Genomic DNA, 23775 nt, shown 5'->3' with positions numbered 1-23775 from the left:
AGATTGCGCAGTTCCCCGCACCCCTGGAAAGGGGCGCGGGGAACTGCGCGACCAGCCCCCACGAACCCGCAGCCGAAGGCTGGTACGGGACGGGCAGGGGCGGAGGGGCGAAAACATCCCGCCTCAGCCCCCGACCACCGTCACCGCCCGGTCCAAGGCCTGCAGAAACCGGTTGACGGTCCCCCGGTCCCGCACCGCCAACCGCAACCACTCCTCGTCGAGCCCGGGAAACGTATCCCCACGCCGCACGGCGAAGCCAAGATCGCGAAGACGCCGGCGCACGGCGGCCGCACGCGGAAGGCGGATCAGGACGAACGGTCCCTCCGCGGGCTCCACCACCCGAAGCCCATCCACCCCGAACTCCTCGAGCCCAGCCACCAGATGGGCCCGATCCGCCGCGATCCGGTGCGCCGCGTGCGCGGCCTCCGCCAGCGCCTGGGCCGACATACACGCCTCGGCCGCGGCAAGGGCGGGCGTGGAGACGGGCCAGAGCGGCTGGGCACGCTCCAGGGAAGCGATCGTCTCGGGGGAGGCGAGGACGTAGCCGATGCGCAGCCCCGCCAGCCCCCACGTCTTCGTGAGGCTGCGCAGAACCACGAGCCCGGGTACGTCCGTCCGCCCGGCGAGTGCCTCACGCTCACCCGGCACCGCATCCATGAACGCCTCGTCGACCACCAACACCCGCCCGGGCCGGGCGAGTTCGCTGATCGAGGCGGCCGGATGCAGCAGTGACGTCGGATTGGTCGGATTGCCGATCACGACCAGGTCGGCGTCCTCGGGAACGGCCGCGGGGTCGAGACGAAAGCCGTCCTCCGGGCGGAGCAGAACACGGTCGACCGTATGGCCCGCGTCCCGCAGCGCGGCCTCCGGTTCCGTGAACTGCGGGTGCACGACCACCGGTCGGTGGACTTTCAGGGCCCGCGCGAGCAGCACGAACGCCTCCGCGGCACCCGCCGTGAGCAGCACCCGTTCCACCGGCAGCCCGTGCCGCGCCGCCACCGCGGCCCGCGCGGCCCGCCCGTCCGGGTAGGCCGCGAGCCCGCTCAGCGACGCGGCGATCCGCTCGCGCAGCCACGGCGGAGGCGTGTCCGCGCGGACGTTCACGGCGAGATCGATGAGCGCCGAACCGTCGTCGCGCACCTCCGCGTCACCGTGGTGACGAAGATCGTGCGCACCGCCCTCGTGCACGTTCTCCTCGTGCGCCTCGCCCTCGCCCGCCCCCTCAGTGCGCATGGGAGTGAGAGTGCGCGTGACCACCGTGGTGGTGCCCGTGATGGTGGTCGCCGTCGTCGTCCGGGTGGAAGTGCGGCTGCTGAGGAAGCCCCACCTTGTCCTCGAAGCCGGGCAGGGCGATGCGGTACACGCACGAGTCGCAGTTCATCCGCAGATCGCCCTTGACGGCCTCGCGGTAGCGCTCCATCACGAGGTCGAGCAGCTCCGGCTCGGGGCCGATCACATCGGCGGACCGCACCTCGACCTCGGGGTGCGCGGCGGCCCAGCCCTCGGTCTGCTGCCGCACCCGGTCGGGGAGGATGCCCGTGAAGAGGAAGTAGGGGAGCACGACGATGCGGCGCGCGCCCAGCTTCACGCAGCGGTCGAGCCCGTACGGCACGTCCGGCGCCGCCAGCGACACGAACGCCGTCTCGACGCCCGCGTACCCCCGGCCCTCCCACAGCAGCCGCGCCGCCTTGTGCACCTCGGCGTTGGCGTCCGGGTCGGTGGAGCCGCGCCCGACGAGCAGGACGGTCACATCCGACCGGTCCTCGGGAGTGCGGGCCGTGCCGCCGAGGGCCTCGTCGAGCCGCCGCTCCAGGACGGCAAGGAGCGACGGGTGCGGGCCCAGCGGACGCCCGTATGTGTACGAGATTCCGGGGTGCCGCTCCTTCTCGCGGGCCAGCGCCGCCGGGATGTCCCCCTTGGCGTGACCGGCGGACACCAGCATCAGCGGTACGGCGGCGAAACGCCGTACGCCCTGCTCGACCAGTTCGGCCACGGCGTCACCCAGCGGCGGCGGGGACAGCTCGATGAACCCGCCCGCGACGGGCAGTTCGGGGTGACGGCGCCCCAACTCCCGCACGAAGTCGCGGAAGGCCTCGGCGCCGGCCTCGTCCCGGGTGCCGTGTCCGGCGATGAGCAGGGCGGGGGGCGGGGTGGTCACGATTTCTCCTTAGAAGGCTCGGAGGCCTTGGTCACGGGGTGGTACAGCAGGGCGTTCAGCGCGGCGGCGGCGACCGCCGAACCGCCCTTCTCGGACACGTTGCTGACCGCGGGCAGCCCGCTTTCGCGGAGCGCGGCCTTGGACTCGGCCGCGCCGACGAAACCGACGGGCAGACCGATGACGAGCGCCGGATCGGCGTCCAGCCTCAGCAACTCCTCCAGAGCGGTCGGCGCGCAGCCGATCACCCAGAGCGCACCGGGACCGACATCCTCGTACGCGAGCCGGATCGCATGGGCCGAACGGGTCAGACCGGGGCCCGACTTGGCGTCCTTGAGACGACAGACGGTGTCACGGCGCGTGATGCCCGCCGCGACCATCTCGACGTCCACCACGACGGGCGCCCCGGCGTGCAGCGCCGCGTGCGCCTTCTCGAGGGCGACCTCGTCCGTGACGAGGTCCATCGCGTACTCCAGGTCGGCCGCGGAGTGGATGACCCGCTCCACCACCGCGCGCGTCAGCGGCGCGAAGTGCGAGGTGTCCAGGCGGGCGCGCAGCCGCCGGAAGGACTCCTGCTCGATGGGGTGCACGACCCGGGTCTCGGGGAACACCTGGCTCACTCGGCTCACTTGGGCTCCTCCTGCCAGCGGTAGCCGCGCGGTGTCACCATGCGCCCGGCGATCTCACGGGTCGCCGTATTGCCCACGGTCACCACGGTCATCATGTCCACGATCGCCGGATCCAGGGACCCCAGCGTCGTCACCCGGCTCGACTCGTCGGCCCGGGAGGCATTGCGTACGACACCCACCGGCGTCGTCGGCTCCCGGTGCTCGGCGAGGATCGCGAGCGCCTTCGGCAGCTGCCAGTCCCGGCCCCGACTGCGGGGGTTGTAGAAGGTGACCACGATGTCCGCCTCGGCCGCCGCGCGCACGCGCCGCTCGATGACCTCCCAGGGCGTGTGGAGATCGGAGAGGCTGATCGACACGTGGTCGTGGCCCAGCGGCGCGCCCAGGATGGCCCCGGCCGCGAGCGCCGCGGTCACTCCGGGCACCCCGACCACGTCGATGTCGTCGGACGCCTCGGCCAGCGCGGGCGACGCCATCGCGTACACGCCCGCGTCGCCGCTGCCGATCAACGCGACGGCCTGCCCGCGCCGGGCCTGAGCCACCGCCGTACGCGCCCGCTCCTCCTCGGCGCCGAGACCCGACTCCAGGACCCGGGTCCCGGGCCGCAGCAGATCGCGGATCTGGTCGACGTACTGATCGAGCCCGACGAGCACCGAGGCGCGGCGGAGTTCGTCCTTGGCACGGGGGGTGAGCAGGTCGCGCGCCCCCGGTCCGAGCCCGACGACGGCGAGCCGCCCGCGCGCAAGGCGACGCACGACGGCACAGGTCGCCATCGCCGGCTGCCCGTCCGTGCGCTCCGACTTCCGCTTGGGGACGAGAAGTTCACCCCCGCGTACGAGGGCGGCGGCCTCCGCCACGGAAGGGGTCCCGACGGCGGCGAGCGGAGCGTCCGAGGGATTCGGCACCTCGACCTTCGCCAACTCCTCGGCGGAGTACGTGACGACGGGCACCCCGAGCCGCTCGGCGGCCCCGAGGATGCCGGGCTCGTCCGCCTTGGCGTCGACGGTGGCGATCTCGGCGACGGACCGTTCCGACAGCCCGGCCTCCCGCAGGGCGTCCTCGACCAGCCCGAGCACCTCGTCGACGGGCGCGCCCTTGGAGGCCCCGACGCCGACGATCAGAGAGGGGGGTCGGAGCACCACCTCACGGTCTCCGGGCTCAAGGGCACGGTCGCTGACGCGGATGGTGGGCGCAGCCCCCGGCGCCGGGTACGTCACATTCGACGGCAACGCGGGCAGCGGCCACGGCAACTCCGCGTCCAGCGCGACGGGCTCCCCGTCCAACATGGCCCTGGAGACCCCGGCGACATCCCCCTCCACGGGGAACCCGAGCGTATCCAGCCCCGGCACGCCGGCGGAGTCGGTCGCCGTGGTCACCACGGGCTCGGCCCCCAGCAACTCGCCCACCTCGCGGGCCAGTTCGTTCGCACCGCCCCCGTGCCCCCCGACGAGGGACACGGCAAACCGGCCCGCCTCGTCGACGCACACGATCCCCGGGTCGGAGGTCTTGTCGTTCAGCAGCGGTGCGACAAGCCGTACGACAGCCCCGGTGGCGAGGAAGCACACCACCTGCTCGCACTCCGCGAACGCGGCCCGCACGGCGTCCCCCACGGACCCGTCGTACACCCGCGTACGGGTGGGCCAGGCGGTGGCGAGCCGGTCACGGGCCACCGCCCCCGCCGCCGTGGCGGAAATCAGGCCGATCACTGGGGGACTCCTTCGGTACGGGCCGGAGGCCGGACGCCCCACAGCAGAAAAACGGGATTGGTGGCCGCGAGCCGGGTGACGCCACCCGGCAGCGGCGCCAGCCGCGACGACTGCAGCAGCACGCCGTCACAGTCGAACCCGGCGCCGGTGAGGGCGTCCCGGGCCGCCGGCACCCGGTCCAGCGCGGCCATGGCGACCACGACGGCCCGCCGGGCCCGCCGCGCGCAGACCGTGACGATGGCGGGCAGTTCACGTCCGCCGCCGCCGATGAAGACCGCGTCCGGGTCGTCCAGATCGGACAGCACCGTGGGCGCTGCCCCGTGCACCACCCGTACGTCCACGCCGTGCGCCTCGGCGTTGGCGCGGATGCGGTCGCAGCCGTCCCGCGTCTTCTCGATCGCGGTGACGGCGGCACCGAACCGCGCGCACTCGACGGCGACGGACCCGGAGCCCGCGCCGACGTCCCAGATCAGCTCGCCGAGGCGCGGCCCGAGCCGGGCCAGCGCGAGGGCCCGTACCTCGAACTTGCTGATCATCGAGTCGCGGTGTGCGAACTCGCTCTCGTCCAGGGCCCATTGCACGGGCCCGGGCGGCGGCCCGGCGACGGTCCGTACGGGGGCGAGGGCACGTGCCTCGTCCAGGCACAGGACGACGCTCACGGCCGTACCCCAGTCACGGCCCGCGGCCTCGGCGGGCGTGACCCGCTCCACGCGCTCGTGCTCGGGGTCGCCCAGGGCGCTCGCCACGACGAGGACGCGTTCGGCGCTGCGGTACGCGAGGGCGGCGCCCAGCTCGGCGGGTCCGGAGCCGGGTCCGGTCAGTACGGCCACCTTGGGCTGGGAGCGGCAGACCTGGACGGCCGTGCGCAGGTCACGCCCGTGCGCGCTGACGACCACCGCGTCGTCCCAGGGCAGTCCGAGCCGCGCGAAGGCGGTGGCGACGGACGAGACGCCGGGGCTGACGTCCAGCCGGTCCGCCCCGAATCGCTCGGCCAGCGCCCGCACGATTCCGAAGAACCCGGGGTCGCCCGAGGCGAGTACGACGACCCGGCCTTCCCGCTTCTCTCCCTTTTTCAGGTATCGCTCGATGTCGTCGAGGGCGGGAGCGAGCGGCCCGAGGACGATCTGCTCGGCCTCCTCCGGCGGCCGCACGGCCGCGAGATGCCGCCGGGCACCCACGACCAGCCCGGCCTCGGCGAGAGCGGACGTGGCAGCCGGGGGCAGCGGCGCCCCCGTCCCCGTACCGAAGACACTGATCACGACGGATCGCCCTTCCGCGCCGCGCGCAGCTCCGCGCGCGCCCGCGGGTCGGCCTTGCGGAACCCGTGGAAGTGACCGGGGTGGTAGAGATGCGAGCGGGTGCCGCTCGCGTCGAGCGCAGGGCCGACCAGAAAGAGTGTGTGCTTCCAGAGCTTGTGCTCCTTGACGGTCTCCTCCAGCGTCTCGATCGTGCACTTCACGATCAGCTCCTCCGGCCAGGTCGCCTGATACGCGACCACGACCGGCGTGGAGGTGGGGTAGCCGCCCTCCAGCAGCTCCCGTACGAGCTGGCCGCTGCGGGCGGCCGACAGGAACAGCGCCATGGTCGTGCCGTGCCGGGCGAACTCGCGGACCTCCTCGCCGGGCGGCATGGGCGTCTTGCCGCCGCCGAGCCGGGTGAGGATCACGGACTGGGCGACCTCGGGAATCGTCAGTTCGCGCTGCGCGAGCGCGGCGACGGCGGAGAAGGAGGAGACACCCGGGATGATCTCGGTCTCGATGCCGATCTCCGCGCATCGGTCGACCTGCTCCTGCGTACCGCCCCACAGAGCCGGGTCGCCGGAGTGGATCCGAGCCACCCTCAGGCCCTCCGCGCGCGCCCGCTGGTACACGGCGACGACGTCCTCCAGCGACATGGTCGCCGAGTCGAGGATCTCCGCGCCCTCGCGCGCGTGGTCGAGGACCTCGGCCTGTACCAGGCTGGCCGCCCAGATCACGACGTCTGCCTCGGCGATGGCGCGCGCGGCGCGGAACGTCAGCAGGTCGGCGGCGCCGGGCCCTGCCCCGACGAAGGTCACCTTGCCGGTGGGGGCATCGGCCATGGGAATCGGTCCTCTCCTACGAAAAACTCGGGTGCTGCGAAAAGTCAGTGCTCGTGCGGCCGTCGTCGGACGTGCGCGAACGGGGGTCGATCGGATAGCAAGGGCGTATGGCGGTCCTCGTCGCGCTCGGCGCGTTCCTGATGACGCTGGTCGGCGGCTGGACGGCACAGCACGTGACCGACCGCCGCCATCTGGTGCTGGGCCTGGCCGGCGGCCTGATGCTCGGTGTGGTCGGCATGGACCTGCTGCCGGAGGCGCTGCGGGCGGCCGGCGAGGCGGTCTTCGGCGTACCCGCCGCGCTCCTTCTCTTCGTGGCCGGATTCCTGCTGGCCCATCTGGTGGAACGCCTGTTGGCCCACCGTCAGGCCGCGCACGGGGGCGAGGAGAACGGCGGACGCGCGCCCGAGGTGGGCCTGACGGCGGCCGCCGCGATGGTCGGCCACAGTGCGATGGACGGTGTCGCGATCGGCGCCGCGTTCCAGGTCGGCGGCGGCATGGGCCTGGCGGTCGCCCTCGCGGTGATCGCCCACGACTTCGCGGACGGCTTCAACACGTACACGATCACGAGCCTGTACGGGAACGCCCGCCGCAAGGCGATCACGATGCTGTTCGCGGATGCGGCGGCCCCGGTGGTCGGCGCGGCCTCCACGCTCTTCGTCACCATCCCGGAGAAGCTGCTCGGCGGCTATCTCGGCCTCTTCGGCGGCGTACTGCTCTACCTCGCCGCCGCCGAGATCCTGCCCGAGGCACATCACGAGCACCCGGCCCGATCGACCCTGCTGTGCACGGTCGCGGGCGTGGGCTTCATCTGGCTGGTGGTGGGCATCGCGGGCTGAGCCGCGCCCGGGACCGCTCACAGTTTTCCGCCGCGTCCGCCGTCACGCCGAGCGGGCGCGATGAGCGTGGAGAGGTACGGCAGCGGCCCACCGTCGAGTTCGCCCGCCGGCCTGATCGACTCGTCCTCGAGCCCGAGCGCCGAGCCCCACACGGCGTCGTCGATCCGCCCGGTCTCGCGCAGCGCCTCCGCGACCTCCCGCGCCTGCCGCCCGAACTTGTACGCGACGACCGTGCCGGGCCCGTTCAGGGCGTCCTTGAGCACAGCGGCCCCGGCGGTCACCGGCACCAGGGTGAGCGGCTCCGTCCCCTCCGTGAGCACGGCCCCCGACCGCGCGGCGAGGTCCTGCATGGCGGTGATACCGGGCACGGTCTCGATCTCCGTCCCCGGTACGAGCTCCCCGATGGTGTGCGCGAGATAGGTGAAGGTCGAGTACACGTTGGGGTCGCCGATGGTGGCGAAGGCGACGGCGGCGTGCCTCTGGAGCAACTCCGCGACGCGCGCACCGGCGGCGTCCCAGGCGGCCTCGCGCCGCCCCCGGTCGCTCCGCTCGTTGAGCGCGAAGACGACGCGTACGACCTTCTCCTCGGGCACGTAGTGCAGGACGGTCGCCTCGGCGCGCCCCTGCTCTCCCGTGTCCATGACCGGCACCACGACGACCTCGGCGGTCCGCAGAGCGTTGACGCCCTTGACGGTCACCAGCTCCGGATCGCCGGGACCGACCCCGACACCGATCAGCTTGCTGCTCATGACGTCAGGCACCTCTCCACGAACCGACGGGCGACACCGGGCTCGGACGCCCAGTGCGTGTGCAGATAACTCGCGTGCACACCTTGTTGTACGAAACCTTCGACGCGCTTTTGAGGGGCGCGCACCCCCCAGGCGGGAGCCGCCCCGGCGCCGGGCTCGACGACGGTGCGGTGGAACTCGTGCCCGCGCATCCGGGTCCCGGCCGCGGCGAGCACACTGTCGGACACGGCGACGGCGTCCCGGTAGCCCAGGGTGAGCCGCTCGCTCATCCGGGCCGTGGCGTCGAGCACCCCGCACATGGGCTGCCCGTCGAGCTCACGGCACAGATAGAGCAGCCCGGCACACTCGGCGGCAACGGGCGCGCCACTGAGCGCGAGCTCGGAGATGGCCTTCCGGAGCGGCTCGTTGGCGGACAGCGCGGGCGCGTACACCTCGGGAAACCCGCCTCCGATGACCAACCCGCCTGTCCCTTCGGGTAGTTGCTCGTCATGGAGCGGATCGAAGGTGACGACGTCGGCCCCGGCCGCGGCCAGCAGCTCGGCATGCTCGGCGTAGGAGAAGGTGAAGGCGGGACCGCCGGCGAGAGCGATCGTCCTGCCGGCGGAGCCCCTGGGCTCGGATGAGGGTCCTCCCCGTTCGAGCGAAGCCGAGAGCTTGGGGGAGGAAAGGGGCGGAGGGGGCGAAGAAGCAACCGCCTCAGCCGCATCCCAGGCCGTCCCGGACAGCCCGGGCGCACTCCGGGCCAACGCGAGCAGGGCCTCTAGATCGCAGCCCGCGCGCACCTGTGAGGCCATGGCCGCGACGGCCTCAACCGCCTCCGAGCGCCGCTCGGCGACAGGCACCAGCCCAAGATGCCGAGACGGCGTGTCCACCTGCGGCACCCGCCGAAGCTCCCCGAGAACAGGCACCCCGGACTCGTCCAACGCCTCCCGCAGCATGACCTCATGCCGCTCGGACCCCACCTTGTTGAGGATCACCCCCGCGACCCGCACCTCGGGATCCCAGGAAGCGAACCCGTGCACCAGCGCGGCGACGGACCGCGACTGCGACGACGCATCGACCACCAGCACAACAGGCGCCCGAAGCAACTTCGCGACATGAGCCGTGGAGGCCAGCTCCCCCTGCCCCGCGGCCCCGTCGTACAGCCCCATCACACCCTCGACGACAGCGAGATCGCACCCTCGCGCACCGTGCGCGAACAACGGCGCGGTCAACTCCGCCCCGCACAGATACGCGTCGAGATTCCGCCCCACGCGCCCGGTCGCGAGCGCGTGATACCCGGGATCGATGTAGTCGGGCCCCACCTTGTGCGGGGACACGGCAAGCCCCCGCGAGGCGAAGGCCGCCATCAGCCCCGTGGCAACGGTGGTCTTGCCGCTGCCCGAGGAGGGCGCGGCAATGACCAGCCGAGGGACGGACATCACCACTCGATGCCCCTCTGGCCCTTCTGGCCCGCGTCCATCGGGTGCTTGACCTTGGACATGTCGGTCACAAGATCGGCGAACTCGACGAGCTTGTCGGGGGCATTGCGCCCGGTGATCACGACATGCTGAGTCCCCGGCCGATCCCGCAGCACGGCCACCACCTCATCGACATCCACCCACCCCCAGTGCATGGGGTACGCGAACTCGTCGAGGACGTACAGCTGATACGTCTCGGCGGCGAGGTCCCGCTTGACCTGCTCCCACCCCTCGCGGGCCTTCTCCTCGTTGTCCATCTGGGAGTCGCGCTGGACCCAGGACCAGCCTTCGCCCATCTTGTGCCAGGCGACGGACCCGCCCTCACCGGACGCGCCCAGCACACGCAGCGCGTTCTCCTCCCCGACCTTCCACTTCGCCGACTTGACGAACTGGAAGACCCCGATGGGCCACCCCTGATTCCAGGCACGCAGCGCGAGCCCGAAGGCGGCGGTCGACTTGCCCTTCCCGATCCCCGTGTGCACGACGACCAGTGGCCGATTCCGGCGCTGACGTGTCGTCAGTCCGTCGTCCGGCACCACACTCGGTTGCCCCTGCGGCATTACGCGGCCCTCCTCGGAGTCCTCTGCGTCCCCTGCACATCACGCACGAGCCCGGCGATGGAATCGGCGCGCAACTCGTCCAACGTCACGGCGGTGCCGCCCAGTTCACCGGCGAGCCGCCCCGCGAGCCCGAGCCGCACGGGCCCCGCCTCGCAGTCGACGACGACGGACGCGACTCCCTCGGCGGCGAGCAACCGGGCCGCCCGCCCGGCCAGCGCGACCGGCTCGGACTCGCCCGTCGCCCGACCGGCACCCCTGGCCGAGGCTCCCCCAGAGCTGAACGCCTGGGAGGACCCCGATCGCGCCGCCCCTCCTTCTGTGGCCCGCCCGTCCGTCACCACGACAACCAGCGGCCGCCGAGCGGCATCCCGCAGCCGCTCGATCCGTAGCACCTCGTGCGCGCGCAGCAACCCGGCCGCGAGCGGCGTCCGCCCACCCGTCGGCAGCGACTCCAGCCGTGCCGCGGCGGCGTCCACCGAGGACGTGGGCGGCAGGGCGACCTCGGCCGCGGACCCGCGGAACGTCACGAGCCCCACCTTGTCCCGCCGCTGATACGCGTCCAGCAGCAGCGACAGCACCGCACCCTTCACGGCACTCATGCGCTGCCGCGCCGCCATCGATCCGGAGGCGTCGACGACGAACAGCACGAGGTTCCCCTCACGCCCCTCCCGCGTCGCCTGGCGCAGATCGTCCCGCCGTACGACGAGACCGCGCCCCGACCGCCCGCGCGCCCGCTGATGCGGTGCCGCCGCCTGCACGGTCGCCGCCAGGTGCAGCTTGGTGAGCGCCCCTTGGGGCCGTCGCGACCCGGTCGTCCGTCCGTGGTCGGTCCGCGCCCGCGAACGCCGGCCGGCCGCGCCCTCGCCGAGACCGGGCACGCTCAGCACCTTCGTACGAAAGGGTTCGGAGGCCCGTACGGGGGACTGCTCGCCGCCCGCCCGAGGCTGTCCGCCCTCACCCGCTTCGGCCTGCGCGGGAGCGTCCCCCGGCGCCTCCGGCGCAGAACCGTCGTCGGGGCCGTCCTGAGGCGGCTGCCCGCCGCCACCGGGCCCGTCCGGATCAGGATCGTCGTCCCCGTCCCCCTCCCCGTCCTGCCCGCCGAACTCCTCCAGCGTCTCGTCGAGCTTGTCCTCGTCGAGTCCCGGTGCGTCGAAGGGGTTGCGCCGCCGGCGGTGCGGCAGCGCGAGCAGCGCCGCCTGTCGTACGTCCTCGGCGAGCACCTCGGTCCGACCCGCCCAGGCGGCCAGCGCGGTCGCGGTGCGCGCCATGACGATGTCGGCGCGCATGCCGTCCACCTCGAAGGCCGCGCAGGTCGCCGCGATCTGCCGCAGCGCCCCGTCCCCGAGCCGCACGGACGGCAGCAGCTCCCGCGCCGCCACGATCCGCGCCCGTACGGCGGACTCCTCGTCGGCCCACCGCGCGGCGAACGCGTCGGGATCGTCGTCGTAGGCCAGCCTGCGCCGGACGACCTCGACCCGCTGATCGGGCTCCCGGGAGGCGGCCACCTCGACCGTCAGCCCGAAGCGGTCCAGCAACTGCGGCCGCAGCTCGCCCTCTTCGGGGTTCATGGTCCCGACGAGCAGGAAGCGGGCGGCGTGCCGTACGGAGACGCCCTCGCGTTCGACATACGAGGCGCCCATCGCGGCGGCGTCGAGCAGCAGGTCGACGAGGTGGTCGTGCAGCAGATTCACTTCGTCGACGTAGAGAATCCCGCGATGCGCGTCGGCCAGCAGCCCCGGCTCGAAGGCCTTCACGCCCTCCGCGAGCGCCCGCTCGATGTCGAGGGCGCCGACGAGCCGGTCCTCGGAGGCGCCGACCGGCAACTCCACCATGCGGGCGGGCCGTCGGGTGCCCGTCCCGGGCTCGTGCGGCCCGTCCGGGCACGCCGGGTCGGGCGACGCGGGGGCACACGAGAAACGGCACCCGGCGACGACGTCCACCTGCGGCATCAGGGCCGAAAGGGCGCGGACGGCAGTGGACTTGGCGGTGCCCTTCTCGCCACGGACCAGCACGCCGCCCACGGCCGGGGACACGGCGTTCAGCAGCAGCGCGAGCCGCAGGTCGTCCTGACCGACAACCGCCGTGAACGGAAACGGAGTACTCACTGGTCGTCGCCCTCCAAGTCGCCTTCGAGCTCCAGATAGGTGGCGCGCAGCCGCTCCAGGGTGTCGGCGTCCGGCTCGGCCCACAGCCCGCGGTCGGCGGCCTCCAGCAGGCGTTCCGTGATGCCGCGCAGCGCCCAGGGGTTGGACTTCTTCATGAAGTCCTGGTTCTCCGGATCGAAGACGTACTCCGCGCTCAGCTTCTCGTACATCCAGTCGTCCACGACTCCGGCCGTGGCGTCGTACCCGAAGAGGTAGTCGACGGTCGCGGCCATCTCGAAGGCGCCCTTGTAGCCATGGCGCCGCATCGCGCCCATCCAGCGCGGGTTGACGACCCGCGCGCGAAAGACGCGGTGCGTCTCCTCGCCGAGCGTCCGGGTCTTCACCTGGTCCGGCACGGCGCTGTCACCGACGTACGCCTCCGGGCTCGCGCCCGTCAGATGGCGCACCATGGCGACCATGCCGCCGTGGTACTGGAAGTAGTCGTCCGCGTCGACGAGGTCGTGCTCGCGGGTGTCGACGTTCTTCGCGGCGACGGCGATGCGCCTGAACGCCGTCTCCATGTCGCCGCGCGCCGCCCGTCCGTCGAGCCCACGCCCGTACGCGTAGCCGCCCCACACCGCGTACACCTCGGCGAGGTCCGCGTCGGAGCGCCAGTTGCGCGCGTCGATCAGGGGAAGCAGGCCGGCCCCGTAGGCGCCCGGCTTGGAGCCGAAGATGCGAGCCGTCGCACGCCGCCGGTCGCCGTGCTCGGCGGTGTCCTCGTCGACGTGCCCCCGCACATAGTTCCGGTCGGCGGGCTCGTCCAGCTCGGCGACCGCGCGCACCGCGTCGTCGATGAGCCCGACGACGTGCGGGAACGCGTCCCGGAAGAATCCGGAGATCCGGACCGTGACGTCGATGCGCGGCCGGCCCAGCTCCTCCAGGGACACGACCTCGAATCCGGTGACCCGGCGCGACGCGTCGTCCCACACCGGGCGGCAGCCCAGCAGCGCCAGGATCTCGGCGATGTCGTCGCCCTGGGTGCGCATCGCGGAGGTGCCCCAGACGGTGAGCCCGACGGACGTCGGGTATGCGCCGGTGTCCTGGAGGTACCGGGCCACGAGCGAGTCGGCGAGCGACTGCCCTACCTCCCAACTCAGCCTGGACGGGATCGCCTTGGGGTCGACGGAGTAGAAGTTGCGGCCGGTCGGCAGGACGTTCACGAGTCCACGGGTCGGCGAACCCGACGGGCCCGCCGGGACGTAACCGCCGTCAAGGGCCCGCAGGATGTGGTCGATCTCGTCCGTGGTACGGGCGAGCCGCGGCACGACCTCACGGCAGGCGAACTCCAACACCGCCACGGCGTCGGGGAGTTCGACACCGAGGACGTCCCGTACGAGCGCCGCGCTCTCGGCGGTCACCCAGCCGCGTTCCTCCATGCCCTCGGCGATCCGGCGGCACAGCTGCTCCAGCAGATCGATCGCGTCGGCTGCTGTACGGGACGGACCTTCGACGAGGTCCGTCAGCTCGACCGGCGCCTTCACGGGCGCGCCGGGCTCGGCGAGCAACTCCTTTTCGACCAGCCCGAAGTGCTCGGCGAGGCAGGCCCGCAGACCGGGCAGCGCGTTCGCCGCGCCGCCCCACACCTGCGCGGCACGCAGCACGGCCAGCACCAGATTCACCCGCGGCTCGGCCTCGGGCCCGCCGCCGAGAATGTGCAGGCCATCCCTGATCTGCACGTCCTTGATCTCGCACAGATAGCCGTCGATGTGCATGACGAACTCGTCGAACGCCTCGTCGTCCGGCTGCTCGTCCACATGCAGGTCGTGGTGGAGCTCCGCCGCCTTGACGAGGGTCCAGATCTGGGCGCGGACCGCCGGGGCCTTGGTCGGGTCCAGGTCGGACACGAGGGCGTACTCGTCGAGGAGCTGCTCCAGCTTCGCCAGATCGCCGTAGGTGTCCGCGCGCGCCATCGGCGGTACGAGGTGGTCGACGACGGTGGCGTGACCGCGGCGCTTGGCCTGGGTGCCCTCGCCCGGGTCGTTGACGATGAACGGGTAGACGAGGGGGAGCTCGCCGAGGACGGCGTCGGGCGCACAGCCGCCGCTGAGACCGAGACCCTTGCCCGGCAGCCACTCCATCGTGCCGTGCTTGCCCATGTGCACGATGGCGTCGGCGCCGAACGAGTTCTCCAGCCACCGGTAAGCCGCCATGTAGTGGTGCGACGGTGGCATGTCGGGGTCGTGGTAGATCGCGATCGGGTTCTCACCGAAGCCGCGCGGCGGCTGGATCATCACGACGACGTTCCCGAACCGGAGGCAGGCCAGCACGATGTCGTCGCCGTCGACATAGAGGGAGCCCGGCGGCTCGCCCCAGGCTTCGAGCATCCCGTCCCGGAGCTCGGGGTCGAGCTTGTCGAACCATGCCTGGTAGTCGGCGAGCGGCACCCGCGCGGGGGCCGCGGCGAGCTGCTCCTCGGTGAGCCACTCGACATCGTGACCGCCGGCCGCGATGAGCCGGTGGATCAACTCGTCGCCGCCCGCGGGGTATTCGGTCAGGCTGTACCCGGCACCCCGCAGCGCGTCCAGGACCCGTACGGCCGAAGCGGGCGTGTCGAGCCCCACCGCGTTGCCGACCCGCGAGTGCTTGGTCGGGTAGGCGGTGAAGACGAGCGCGAGCTTCTTCTCGGCGTTCGGCTTGTGCTTCAACTGCGCGTGGCGCAGGGCGATTCCGGCGACACGCGCGGCGCGCTCAGGGTCGGCGACGTACACCGGGACCTCGTCGGGACCCTGCTCCTTGAAGGAGAACGGCACCGTGATGAGCCGCCCGTCGAACTCCGGGATCGCGACCTGCATCGCCGCGTCCATGGGGGAGAGGGCGGCGTCCGACTCGTCCCAGGCACTCTTCGACGAGGTCAGGCAGAGCCCTTGCAGGACAGGGATGTCGAGGTCGGCGAGCGCGCCGATGTCCCAGGCCTCCTCGTCGCCCCCTGCGGAAGCCTGCGAGGCGTGCGTACCGCCCGCCGCGAGCACGGTGGCCACCAGCGCGTCGGCCTTCCCGAGGATCTCGTACAGGCCCGCGTCCGCGCCGCGCAGCGAACCGCAGTACACGGCGAGGGCGTTGGCGCCCCGCGCTTCGATCGCGTCGCACAGCGTGTCGACGAAGGCCGTGTTGCCGGACAGGTGGTGCGCCCGGTAGAAGAGCACCCCGACCGTCGGGCGGCCCTCGACGAACGCACGCTCGCCGTGGACGCCGTACTCGGCCGTCTTCCGCGGCTCTTCGAAGCCCTCACCCGTGAGCAGCACGGTGTCGGAGAGGAAGCGAGTCAGTTCGGTGAGGTTCGCCGGACCGCCCTCCACCAGGTAGCGCAGCGCCTCGGCCACGACACCCGCGGGCACCGACGACTCGGCCATCAACTCCGCGTCCGGGACGGCCTCTCCGCCGAGCAGCACGGTCGGGATGCCCGACGCCTTGAGCGTGCTCAGGCCGTCCTCCCAGGCGCGCTTTCCGCCGAGCAGCCGTACGACGGCGATGTCCGCGCCCTCGATGAGCCCCGGGAGCTCCTCCGTGACATCCACCCGGGTCGGATTGCCGATCCGGTACGGGGCGCCGGAGGCACGCGCCGCCAGCAGATCCGTGTCGGCGGTCGACAACAACAACACTGTGCTCATGCGGGCGCTCCCGGTGGAATGAAAGGCAGTCCTGACGGCGCGCCCGACTCGATGAGCCGCCACAGCGCGTCCGTGTCCGCGTGGTCCTCGATCAGATCGCCGAGCCGGTCCAGCTGCTCCTCGCGCAGCGCCGCGAACGACGTGTCGGCGGCCGGCACGAAGCGTCGGCCCGCGGCGGCCGCCACCTCGCGCAGGAAGGCGCGCCGGAACCCGTCCGACTCCAGCGAGCCGTGCCAGTGCGTACCCCAGACGGCGCCGACCCGGCACCCGTCCAGGCTGTGTCCATGGTCATCAGAGATGAACGCATCACCGCCCGTGACCTCGGCGACCCCGTGGTGGATCTCGTACCCCTCGACGCGCTCGCCGAGCGCCTCGCCGACGGGTCGGGTGAGGGTCTTCTCGCGCGCGAACCACACGCGTACGGGGAGGAGTCCGAGGCCGTCCACATGTCCTCGGCGGCTTTCGACCTCGTCGTCGATGTGCTCGCCGAGTACCTGGAAGCCACCGCAGATGCCCAGCACGGGCAGTCCCTCGGCGGCTCTGCGCGCGAGGGCGTCCGCCAGTCCGCGCTCCCGCAGCCACTCCAGCGCCTTCACCGTCCCCCGGGTTCCCGGAATGACGACGAGGTCCGCGTCGGCCAGTTCCTCGGCCCGGTCCACGAACCGCACGACGACACCCGGCTCGGCGGCCAGCGCGTCCACGTCCGTGAAGTTGGACATGAGAGGGATTGCGCAGACCGCGACCCGGAGGATGTCCTCGCCGACGGGGGAGGTGACCTCCGACTCCCGGACCGCCCCGCGCAGCGACACACGGAGTCCGTCCTCCTCGTCGATACCGAGGCCGTGCTGGAAGGGCAGGACGCCGTACGAGCGGCGCCCGGTGAGGCCGTGCAGCATCTCGAGCCCGGGCTCCAGCAGGGAGACGTCCCCGCGGAACTTGTTGACGAGGAACCCGGCGACGAGCTCCTGGTCCTCCCGGGAGAGCAGCGCGACCGTCCCGAAGAACGAGGCGAACACGCCCCCGCGGTCGATGTCGCCGACGACGAGCACGGGGAGCCGCGCATTCCTGGCGATCCCCATGTTCACGATGTCGGTACGCCGCAGATTGATCTCGGCAGGACTGCCTGCCCCCTCGCAGATCACCGCGTCATACGTGCCCCGCAACTCGGCGAGGCAGTCCAGCACGGTTCCGAGGAGCTGCTCCTGCCGCCCTCCGTGGTAGCCGCGCGCCGAGAGCTCCCCCACGGGCTTGCCCATGAGGACGACCTGACTGCTCCGGTCGCTCCCCGGCTTGAGGAGCACGGGATTCATGAGCGCGGTGGGCTCCACGCGGGCGGCCTGCGCCTGCATGGCCTGCGCGCGCCCGATCTCGGCGCCCTCACGCGTCACGAACGAATTCAGCGACATGTTCTGCGCCTTGAACGGCGCGACCTTGACGCCCTGCCGCACCAGCCACCGGCAGACCCCGGCGGTCACGACGCTCTTGCCGGCGTCGGAGGTGGTTCCGGCGATGAGCAGTCCGCCGCTCATGACGTGCCTCCCCGTCGTGTCAGGGCCCGGGCGGCGACGCTGACGCCGAGTGCGAGCCAGCCGACGCGCCGCGACAGCCGTACGGCCCGCTCGATGTCGCCGACTTGGACCGCGCGTCCTTCGCCATTGAGTACGGGCCGGTGCTCGACCCGTCCGCCGTACGAGAGGGTCCCCCCGAGCCGTACCCCGAGCGCCCCCGCGAACGATGCCTCCACGGGCCCCGCGTTGGGACTCGGATGCTTGCCCGCGTCCGCGCGCCAGGCGCGCACGGCCCCGCGCGGGTCGCGCCCCGCGACGGTGGCGAGCACGGCGGTCAGCCGCGCGCCCGGCCAGCCCGCGACATCGTCGAGCCGCGCGGAAGCCCACCCGTACCGCCGGTACTTGGGGGACTTGTGTCCGACCATGGCGTCGAGCGTGTTCACGGCACGAAAGGCGACGAGTCCGGGCACACCGCCGAGGGCCCCCCACACCAAGGCGCCCACCACGGCATCGGAGGTGTTCTCGGCGACGGACTCGACGACCGCTCGCGCGATGCCGTCGCTGTCCAGTGCCTGCGGATCACGCCCGCACAGATGGGGCAGCCGCTCCCGGGCCACCTCGACATCGCCGACCGCGAGCGCGTCGCCGATCGCGCGGGCTTCGCGCCCGAGGGAAGTCCCTCCGACGACGGCCCAAGTGGCGGCGGCGGTCAGTGCGATGGAGGCGCTACGGGATCGACGTACGGAACGACGGGCCAGCGCCGCGAGCCCGGTGACGCCGCCCACGCAGACGGCGGTGTGCAGCGCGCCCCACCCGCGGTGGTCCCGCCACAACACCCGCTCCACGGCTCCCGCGGCCCGCCCGAACGCGGCGACCGGATGCCCTCGGCGGGGATCACCGAGCAGCAGGTCACCGAGAAGGCCGGCGGCGGCGCCGTACGCGAAGACGCGATCGGCACGCACCGGTTCAGCCGACCGTCAGGTCGGGCACAACTGTCGTTCGCGTAGTTCGCGTCGTTCGCACAGAACTTGGGCAGCCGCGCATGACGATATGTCCTCACTCAGGGTGTCCACGCCCTGGTTCGACGAGACCGGCGGTGAGAGTTCCTGGCTCACGGGGACTTACTTCCCCGGTGACAGTGGCGGGACCGCGCCGGACTCACACCGGCTTCCTCTCATGCCGCCGTACTTGGCTCGGGCAGTCCACCACGGGGTCGGAAGACCCGTCAACTTGCCGTTGACCTGCGAGGGGAGAGTGTGCTGAGGCCCACAGCACCGACGACCGGGCCGGTTTTCCCCTAGGCGGTCAAATCAGGCTTTCCTGGACCGGTTTGCGACAAGGGGCGAGCGGTCCAGCGCGGGGGGCGCCTGCTCTCGGGCAGGAGGGGGTCGGTGTGGGCCACAGGAACCCGTCCGTGCTGCGCCGGCACATCAGCAGCGACAGTGGGGACGACGACTGTGTCGAAGTGGCGGTCGTCGGGAAAGCGGTGCTGGTCCGCGACTCGACGGTCCTCACCGAACCTGGGGGCGACATGCGAGTGCCCTGCCGGTCGCTCCCGTGAGGGAGGTCCGGCAGGGCACTCGTCGAGTGTGCGCGGGCGTCAGGCCACGATGATGAAGATCCCGTACGCCACCGCCGCCGCGCACGCCGCGAAGCAGGCGTAGGCGCCGGTGACCGCGAGGGCCGCGGAGCCGCCCCGGGCCGACGCCGACTCTCGCTTCGAGAGGCCGACGATGCCGAGGGTGAAGAGGCCGACGAGGGCCACGGTGGTGAGAAGGCTGACTCCGAAGACGGAGGCGAGGGCTGCCCAGTCGATGTTCATGCGGTTCGTTCCTTACACCGTGGCCGGGCTGGTGGGCTCCGCGTCCGGGGCCGGGATGGTGGTCTTCAGGTCGGGGTCGGCCGTGGCGACCGGGCCGGCCGGCGGCGGGGTGACCGCGGCGATCGCCGTTGTGACGACGCCCGCGGGCTCGGCGTCGACGTCGTTCACGTTGTCGACGGTGACCGGCTGGCGGCGGGAGAGGGTCCAGATGACGCCGGCGCCCGCGACGAGCAGCACGCCCGTGGCGACGATGCCCCACGTGCCCTGCTTGGTGAGGAACTCGGCGGAGGCGCCGGCCAGGCCGGCGGCCGGCAGCGTCAGACCCCATGCGACGAACATCCGCGTCGCGGTCGACCAGCGGACGACACCGCCCTTGCGGCCGAGGCCGGAGCCCATCACGGCGCCCGAGCAGACCTGGGTGGTGGAGAGGGAGAAGCCGATGTGCGAGGAGGCCAGGATGGCGGTCGCGGCGCTGGTCTGGGCGGCGAAGCCCTGCTGCGGCGCGAGGTCCGTCAGGCCCTTGCCCAGGGTACGGATGATGCGCCAGCCGCCCAGGTAGGTGCCGAGCGCGATGGCCGCACCGGCCGAGACGATGACCCAGGTGGGAGGGTCCGAGTCCGGGGCGATGACGCCGCCGGTGACCAGGGCCAGGGTGATGATGCCCATGGTCTTCTGCGCGTCGTTCGTGCCGTGGGCGAGGGAGACCAGGCCGGCGGAGGCGATCTGGCCCGCGCGGTAGCCCTTGGCGGTCGCCTTCTCCTCGGCGCGGTTGCCGATCCGGTACGTCAGCCGGGTGGCCAGCATCGCCGCGAGTCCGGCCACGACGGGTGCGGCGACCGCGGGGATCAGCACCTTGGTGACGACGGTCGGGCCGTTCACCGACGACCAGCCGGCCGACATGACCGCGGCGCCGATCAGGCCGCCGAAGAGTGCGTGGGAGGAACTGGAGGGCAGACCCAGAAGCCAGGTCAGCAGATTCCAGAGGATGGCGCCGACGAGCGCCGCGAAGATCACTTCGGTGCGTATGCCCTCTTCGTTGATGATCCCGCCGGAGATCGTCTTGGCGACCTCCACGGAGAGGAAGGCACCGACGAGATTCAGCACGGCGGCCATGGCCACCGCCGTCTTGGGCTTCAGGGCGCCGGTCGAGATGGTCGTCGCCATCGCGTTGGCAGTGTCGTGGAAACCGTTCGTGAAGTCGAACACGAGAGCGGTGACGATCACGATTCCGAGGAGGAGCGTGATGTGTTCCATTTACCCAGGCTTCTGTTGGACGTCAGTGGCAGGTGGACCGTAGGCAACCTGGGTGAACGGAAGATGAACTAGGGCGGTCCGTGGGGTGTCTCACATGGCGGACCGCCCCTCCGCTTGTGGCGAAGAAGCGGCCAGGCATCTCGAACAGAGGCGGAATATCGGGCTCCGCCATGAGCCTCTAGCCCCGCGCGAGCCTCCTGAGCGCGGTCATGGATCCGTTGAAGAGATTCTGGTCACCCGGCAGGCTGCCGCTGTTGTCGTACTGCCAGAACGTCCAGTACGACCATCCGGCGGGCAGCGCACCCGCGTCCGCCGAGTCGTAGCGTGCGAGCCACAGGGCGTGGTTCGCGGCGAAGGCGCGACTGCCGCCGGTGCAGTTGTTCCACCAGTGCGTGGTCGTGTAGATGACCGGCCGGCGGCCGGTCTCCCGCTTGACCTCGTCGCTGAACGCCTTGATCCAGCTCACCATCCTGGCCTTGCTCAGGCCGTAGCACTTGTGCTTGCTGTACGGGTTGTACTCGATGTCCAGCGCGGGCGGCAGCGTCCAGCCGTCCGAGCGCCAGGCGCCGCCGTTGCGCACGAAGTACGCGGCCTGGGCGGTGCCGGACGACTTGTTCGGCACGGCGAAGTGATAGGCGCCGTGGAGGATGCCCGCGTTGCGCGCGCCGTTGTACTGCCGGCTGAAGTAGGGGTTGCGGTACGTGTGGGACTCGGTCGCCTTGACATAGACGAACCGGGCGCCCTTTGCTTTCGCGCTCTGCCAGTCGACGTTCTTCTGGTGCGAGGAGACGTCGTGCCCCTTGGGCTTGCTCGCCGCGGAGGCCGGAACCGCGACGAGGGCGGTCCCACCCGCGGTGAGCGCCCCCACGATGGCCGTTGCCGCGACGACGCGGGCACGGCGACGGAATGGTTTGTGATCACGGGCCATATTTCCCCCCGGAATGGCGACGTGCACGACAAATCCCCCAGAGGTTACTTGAAGGTCAGTGCATGCCCGTCGATCGCCAGCCAATCAACAATAGAGGGGGATGTATGCCCATATGCGACCTTACGGACGCGCACGTTCCGCCCTAAAGTGCCCTCGCGTACGGCGTGTTGACGTCCGCGCCTGGCAGGATCGCGGCATGGCTGAGCAGCGACAGGACGCACGGGACGTGCGGGAGGACGCACAGGATGCGCCTGGACGGGGCGAGTTGGACGCGAGGGGCACGCGGGACGCGGTGGAACGGGCGTGGGGCGAGCTCGTCCTGACGGCCCGCCGCACGGTGGCCGACGGGCTGGTCGTCGGTACGTCGGGCAATGTGTCGGTACGGGTCGGCGGCACCGTCCTGGTCACACCCACGGGAGTGCCGTACGACCGGCTGGCGCCCGACGACGTCGTCGGCGTCGATCTCGACGGCCGGCAGGTGCTCGGTTCGCTTCTTCCGACGAGCGAACTGCCGATGCACCTCGCGATCTACCGCGCCACCGACGCGCGCGCCGTCGTCCATACCCATGCCGCGCACGCGACGGCGGTTTCCACGCTCGTCCCCGAGCTCCCCCTGATCCACTACATGGCGGGCGCTCTCGGTGGGCCGGTCCGTGTTGCCCCTTATGCGACATACGGCACTCCGGAGTTGGCCGAGAACATGCTCCAGGCCCTCGCCGACCGCACCGCCTGCCTTCTCCAGAACCACGGCACCATCGCCTACGGAGACTCCTTGAACCGGGCGTACGACCGCACGGCCCAGCTGGAGTGGATGTCCCGCGTCTGGCTCCTGGCCTCCTCGGTCCCGGGCCTGACCCCCACGCTGCTGTCACCCCAGCAGACCCGGGAGGCGGGGGAGCGGCTGCGGGGGTACGGGCAGCGGGGCTGAGCGACGGCGGGCTGACGAGACGGACGAATCCGGCGATGCCGCACCACCCGCACCACAGAGCGCACAGGCCCCGACTTGGGCGGAGCACGTCATCCGAGCCCCGCTCCCGCTGGCCGATAGCGGGCTCCCCCGGGAGACTGGACGCGTGCGCACCATCAGAGCCACGGCAGCAGCCGTCACCGTAGCGATCGCCGCGGGCGCGGCCTCGGTGGCGGCGGGCCGGTTCGCGAGCGACGCCGCGTTGAAGGTGTCGCCCGGCAAGCCCCTGCCCACCGAGCCCCGGCTCACCGTGCACGCCACGACGGCGGGCGGGATCACGCTCACGCGGGACCTCGCCTCCCAGCGCCCGGGCACGTACGGCCTCGCCGGCGACGGCTCCCACGCGGTCGTCGGACCGGTCATGAAGGGGACACCCCACACCGTCGACACGGTCGTACGCCGCCTCGAACGGATCACCCACGGCTCCCTGGAACCCGGCGACAAGGTGTGGCTCACCCCGAACCTGCACGTCGGCGACCCGAGCTCCGCCCTCGGTCTCGCCCACGCCGACGTCGACATACCCGGCGAACTCGGAGCTCTGCCCGCCTGGTTCGTGCCCGCCGTCCGTGACACCTGGGTGATCACCGTGCACGGCCTGGGCGCCACCCGCGAGCATCCGATGAACGTGATGGAGTTCCTGAGCCGCCACCACTTCCCGGTACTCGACCTCGCCTACCGCGGCGACCTCGGCGCACCCCGCTCCCCGGACGGCCTCAACCACCTCGGCGAGACCGAATGGCGCGACCTCGACGCGGCCATCCGCTACGCCGTGCGGTACGGCGCCGAGCAGGTCGTCCTGTACGGGTGGTCCGTCGGCGCCACCATGGCCCTGCGTGCCGCCGCGCACTCCGCCCTGCGTGAGCGGATCTCCGGCCTGGTCCTGGACTCACCGGTCCTGAGCTGGGAGACCACGCTGCGCGCCCTCGCCACGGCGCGCCGCACCCCCAGCGCCCTGCTGCCCCTCGCGGTGCGCGCCGCTCAGGGGCGCACGGGCCTGCACGGCAACCGCATCGAGTACGCCGCGCACCCCGACCACCTCAAGGTGCCCACCTTGGTGCTGCACGGCCCGGACGACACCATCGCCCCCTGGGACACCTCACGCCGCCTCGCGCACCGCCGCCCGGACCTGGTCACCCTGCACACGGTCCCGCAGGCCCCGCACGGCGCCATGTGGAACGCCGACCCGGAAGGCTACGAAGAGGCCCTGCGCCGCTTCCTCACCCCTCTGATGTGAGCGCCTCGACACGCCTTCGAGGGAGTCGGACAGCAGGTCCGCACGAAGCACCCCGGCGAACCCGACGGCGCCCTTCCGGTTCGGCTCCGGACAACTCTCGCGAGGGCTCGTTCCCGCTTGCCGAGCGCCCCGAGA

At 72.0% G+C, this 23775-nt stretch carries 20 protein-coding genes and 1 riboswitch; of the genes, 4 read left to right on the top strand and 16 right to left on the bottom strand.

Translation table 11 applies throughout. From position 1 onward, the window contains the following. Positions 1-123: 123 nt before the first annotated feature. Genes cobC through cobM form a run of 6 tightly spaced genes read right to left on the bottom strand, consistent with a single transcriptional unit; the run spans position 124 to position 6567 of the window. Positions 124-1233 carry an Rv2231c family histidinol phosphate aminotransferase CobC gene (gene cobC, locus IEY95_RS20195; RefSeq protein ID WP_189187463.1) on the bottom strand — a complete coding sequence of 370 codons (1110 nt, stop codon included), beginning with the start codon at positions 1231-1233 and terminating at the stop codon, positions 124-126. Beyond that, on the bottom strand, positions 1223-2158 hold the full coding sequence (locus IEY95_RS20190; RefSeq protein WP_189187462.1) for a sirohydrochlorin chelatase: 936 nt from the start codon (positions 2156-2158) through the stop codon (positions 1223-1225). Before IEY95_RS20190 ends, cobC begins: the two co-directional genes overlap by 11 nt. After that, a complete protein-coding gene (locus IEY95_RS20185) occupies positions 2155-2775 on the bottom strand; it encodes a precorrin-8X methylmutase (protein ID WP_189187781.1) in 621 nt (206 codons plus the stop codon). The genes IEY95_RS20190 and IEY95_RS20185 overlap by 4 nt, the downstream gene beginning before the upstream one ends. 5 nt (positions 2776-2780) lie before the next feature. After that, positions 2781-4487: a precorrin-3B C(17)-methyltransferase gene (cobJ, locus tag IEY95_RS20180; RefSeq protein WP_189187461.1), complete on the bottom strand. Its 1707-nt coding sequence runs from the start codon at positions 4485-4487 to the stop codon at positions 2781-2783. Beyond that, positions 4484-5746, bottom strand: coding sequence for a precorrin-6y C5,15-methyltransferase (decarboxylating) subunit CbiE (cbiE, locus tag IEY95_RS20175; RefSeq protein WP_189187460.1), 1263 nt, complete (start codon positions 5744-5746; stop codon positions 4484-4486). Before cbiE ends, cobJ begins: the two co-directional genes overlap by 4 nt. Further along, a complete protein-coding gene (cobM, locus tag IEY95_RS20170) occupies positions 5743-6567 on the bottom strand; it encodes a precorrin-4 C(11)-methyltransferase (protein ID WP_189187459.1) in 825 nt (274 codons plus the stop codon). Before cobM ends, cbiE begins: the two co-directional genes overlap by 4 nt. Before the next feature lie 107 nt (positions 6568-6674). Here cobM and IEY95_RS20165 point away from each other — a divergent pair, with 107 nt between their 5' ends. Then, on the top strand, positions 6675-7403 hold the full coding sequence (locus tag IEY95_RS20165) for a ZIP family metal transporter (RefSeq protein WP_189187458.1): 729 nt from the start codon (positions 6675-6677) through the stop codon (positions 7401-7403). A 17-nt stretch (positions 7404-7420) separates the two neighbouring features. On the opposite strand, the gene cobI is transcribed toward IEY95_RS20165, so the two are convergent. The 7 genes from cobI to IEY95_RS20130 are packed head-to-tail and all read right to left on the bottom strand — an operon-like array spanning position 7421 to position 18397. Beyond that, positions 7421-8152 carry a precorrin-2 C(20)-methyltransferase gene (gene cobI, locus IEY95_RS20160; protein WP_189187457.1) on the bottom strand — a complete coding sequence of 244 codons (732 nt, stop codon included), beginning with the start codon at positions 8150-8152 and terminating at the stop codon, positions 7421-7423. Beyond that, the gene (locus IEY95_RS20155; RefSeq protein WP_189187456.1) at positions 8149-9573 is read right to left on the bottom strand and encodes a cobyrinic acid a,c-diamide synthase CobB; all 1425 of its coding nucleotides are present in this window, start codon (positions 9571-9573) and stop codon (positions 8149-8151) included. Before IEY95_RS20155 ends, cobI begins: the two co-directional genes overlap by 4 nt. After that, positions 9573-10172 (bottom strand): cob(I)yrinic acid a,c-diamide adenosyltransferase, encoded by a 600-nt coding sequence (cobO, locus tag IEY95_RS20150; protein ID WP_189187455.1) that lies wholly within the window; start codon positions 10170-10172, stop codon positions 9573-9575. The genes IEY95_RS20155 and cobO overlap by 1 nt, the downstream gene beginning before the upstream one ends. Beyond that, positions 10172-12277, bottom strand: a complete 2106-nt coding sequence (locus IEY95_RS20145) for a putative cobaltochelatase (protein ID WP_189187454.1) — start codon at positions 12275-12277, stop codon at positions 10172-10174. Before IEY95_RS20145 ends, cobO begins: the two co-directional genes overlap by 1 nt. After that, positions 12274-15927 carry a cobaltochelatase subunit CobN gene (gene cobN / locus IEY95_RS20140; protein WP_189187453.1) on the bottom strand — a complete coding sequence of 1218 codons (3654 nt, stop codon included), beginning with the start codon at positions 15925-15927 and terminating at the stop codon, positions 12274-12276. Before cobN ends, IEY95_RS20145 begins: the two co-directional genes overlap by 4 nt. Next, positions 15924-17456: a cobyric acid synthase gene (locus tag IEY95_RS20135; RefSeq protein WP_189187452.1), complete on the bottom strand. Its 1533-nt coding sequence runs from the start codon at positions 17454-17456 to the stop codon at positions 15924-15926. The genes cobN and IEY95_RS20135 overlap by 4 nt, the downstream gene beginning before the upstream one ends. Next, positions 17453-18397 carry a cobalamin biosynthesis protein gene (locus tag IEY95_RS20130; RefSeq protein WP_189187451.1) on the bottom strand — a complete coding sequence of 315 codons (945 nt, stop codon included), beginning with the start codon at positions 18395-18397 and terminating at the stop codon, positions 17453-17455. Before IEY95_RS20130 ends, IEY95_RS20135 begins: the two co-directional genes overlap by 4 nt. A gap of 119 nt (positions 18398-18516) precedes the next feature. After that, positions 18517-18657, bottom strand: a riboswitch (cobalamin riboswitch). Between the two features lie 171 nt (positions 18658-18828). Here IEY95_RS20130 and IEY95_RS20125 point away from each other — a divergent pair. Further along, positions 18829-18996 carry a DUF397 domain-containing protein gene (locus IEY95_RS20125; protein ID WP_229703174.1) on the top strand — a complete coding sequence of 56 codons (168 nt, stop codon included), beginning with the start codon at positions 18829-18831 and terminating at the stop codon, positions 18994-18996. A gap of 39 nt (positions 18997-19035) precedes the next feature. On the opposite strand, the gene IEY95_RS20120 is transcribed toward IEY95_RS20125, so the two are convergent. From IEY95_RS20120 to IEY95_RS20110, 3 genes are all read right to left on the bottom strand, one after another. After that, entirely contained in the window at positions 19036-19257 is a 222-nt protein-coding gene (locus IEY95_RS20120) for a hypothetical protein (protein WP_189187450.1), read from the bottom strand. Between the two features lie 12 nt (positions 19258-19269). Further along, entirely contained in the window at positions 19270-20511 is a 1242-nt protein-coding gene (locus IEY95_RS20115) for an inorganic phosphate transporter (protein ID WP_189187449.1), read from the bottom strand. A 178-nt stretch (positions 20512-20689) separates the two neighbouring features. After that, positions 20690-21439 carry a lysozyme gene (locus IEY95_RS20110; RefSeq protein ID WP_189187448.1) on the bottom strand — a complete coding sequence of 250 codons (750 nt, stop codon included), beginning with the start codon at positions 21437-21439 and terminating at the stop codon, positions 20690-20692. Between the two features lie 196 nt (positions 21440-21635). Here IEY95_RS20110 and IEY95_RS20105 point away from each other — a divergent pair, with 196 nt between their 5' ends. Continuing rightward, a complete protein-coding gene (locus IEY95_RS20105; RefSeq protein WP_189187447.1) occupies positions 21636-22367 on the top strand; it encodes a class II aldolase/adducin family protein in 732 nt (243 codons plus the stop codon). A 145-nt stretch (positions 22368-22512) separates the two neighbouring features. Further along, positions 22513-23640 (top strand): alpha/beta hydrolase family protein, encoded by a 1128-nt coding sequence (locus IEY95_RS20100; RefSeq protein ID WP_189187446.1) that lies wholly within the window; start codon positions 22513-22515, stop codon positions 23638-23640. Positions 23641-23775: the final 135 nt, after the last annotated feature.

It is taken from the genome of Streptomyces albiflavescens (assembly GCF_014645835.1).
Lineage (GTDB): Bacteria > Actinomycetota > Actinomycetes > Streptomycetales > Streptomycetaceae > Streptomyces > Streptomyces albiflavescens.
The sequence above is the reverse complement of the archived record's forward strand: the minus strand, read 5'-3'. Positions and strand labels throughout refer to the sequence as shown.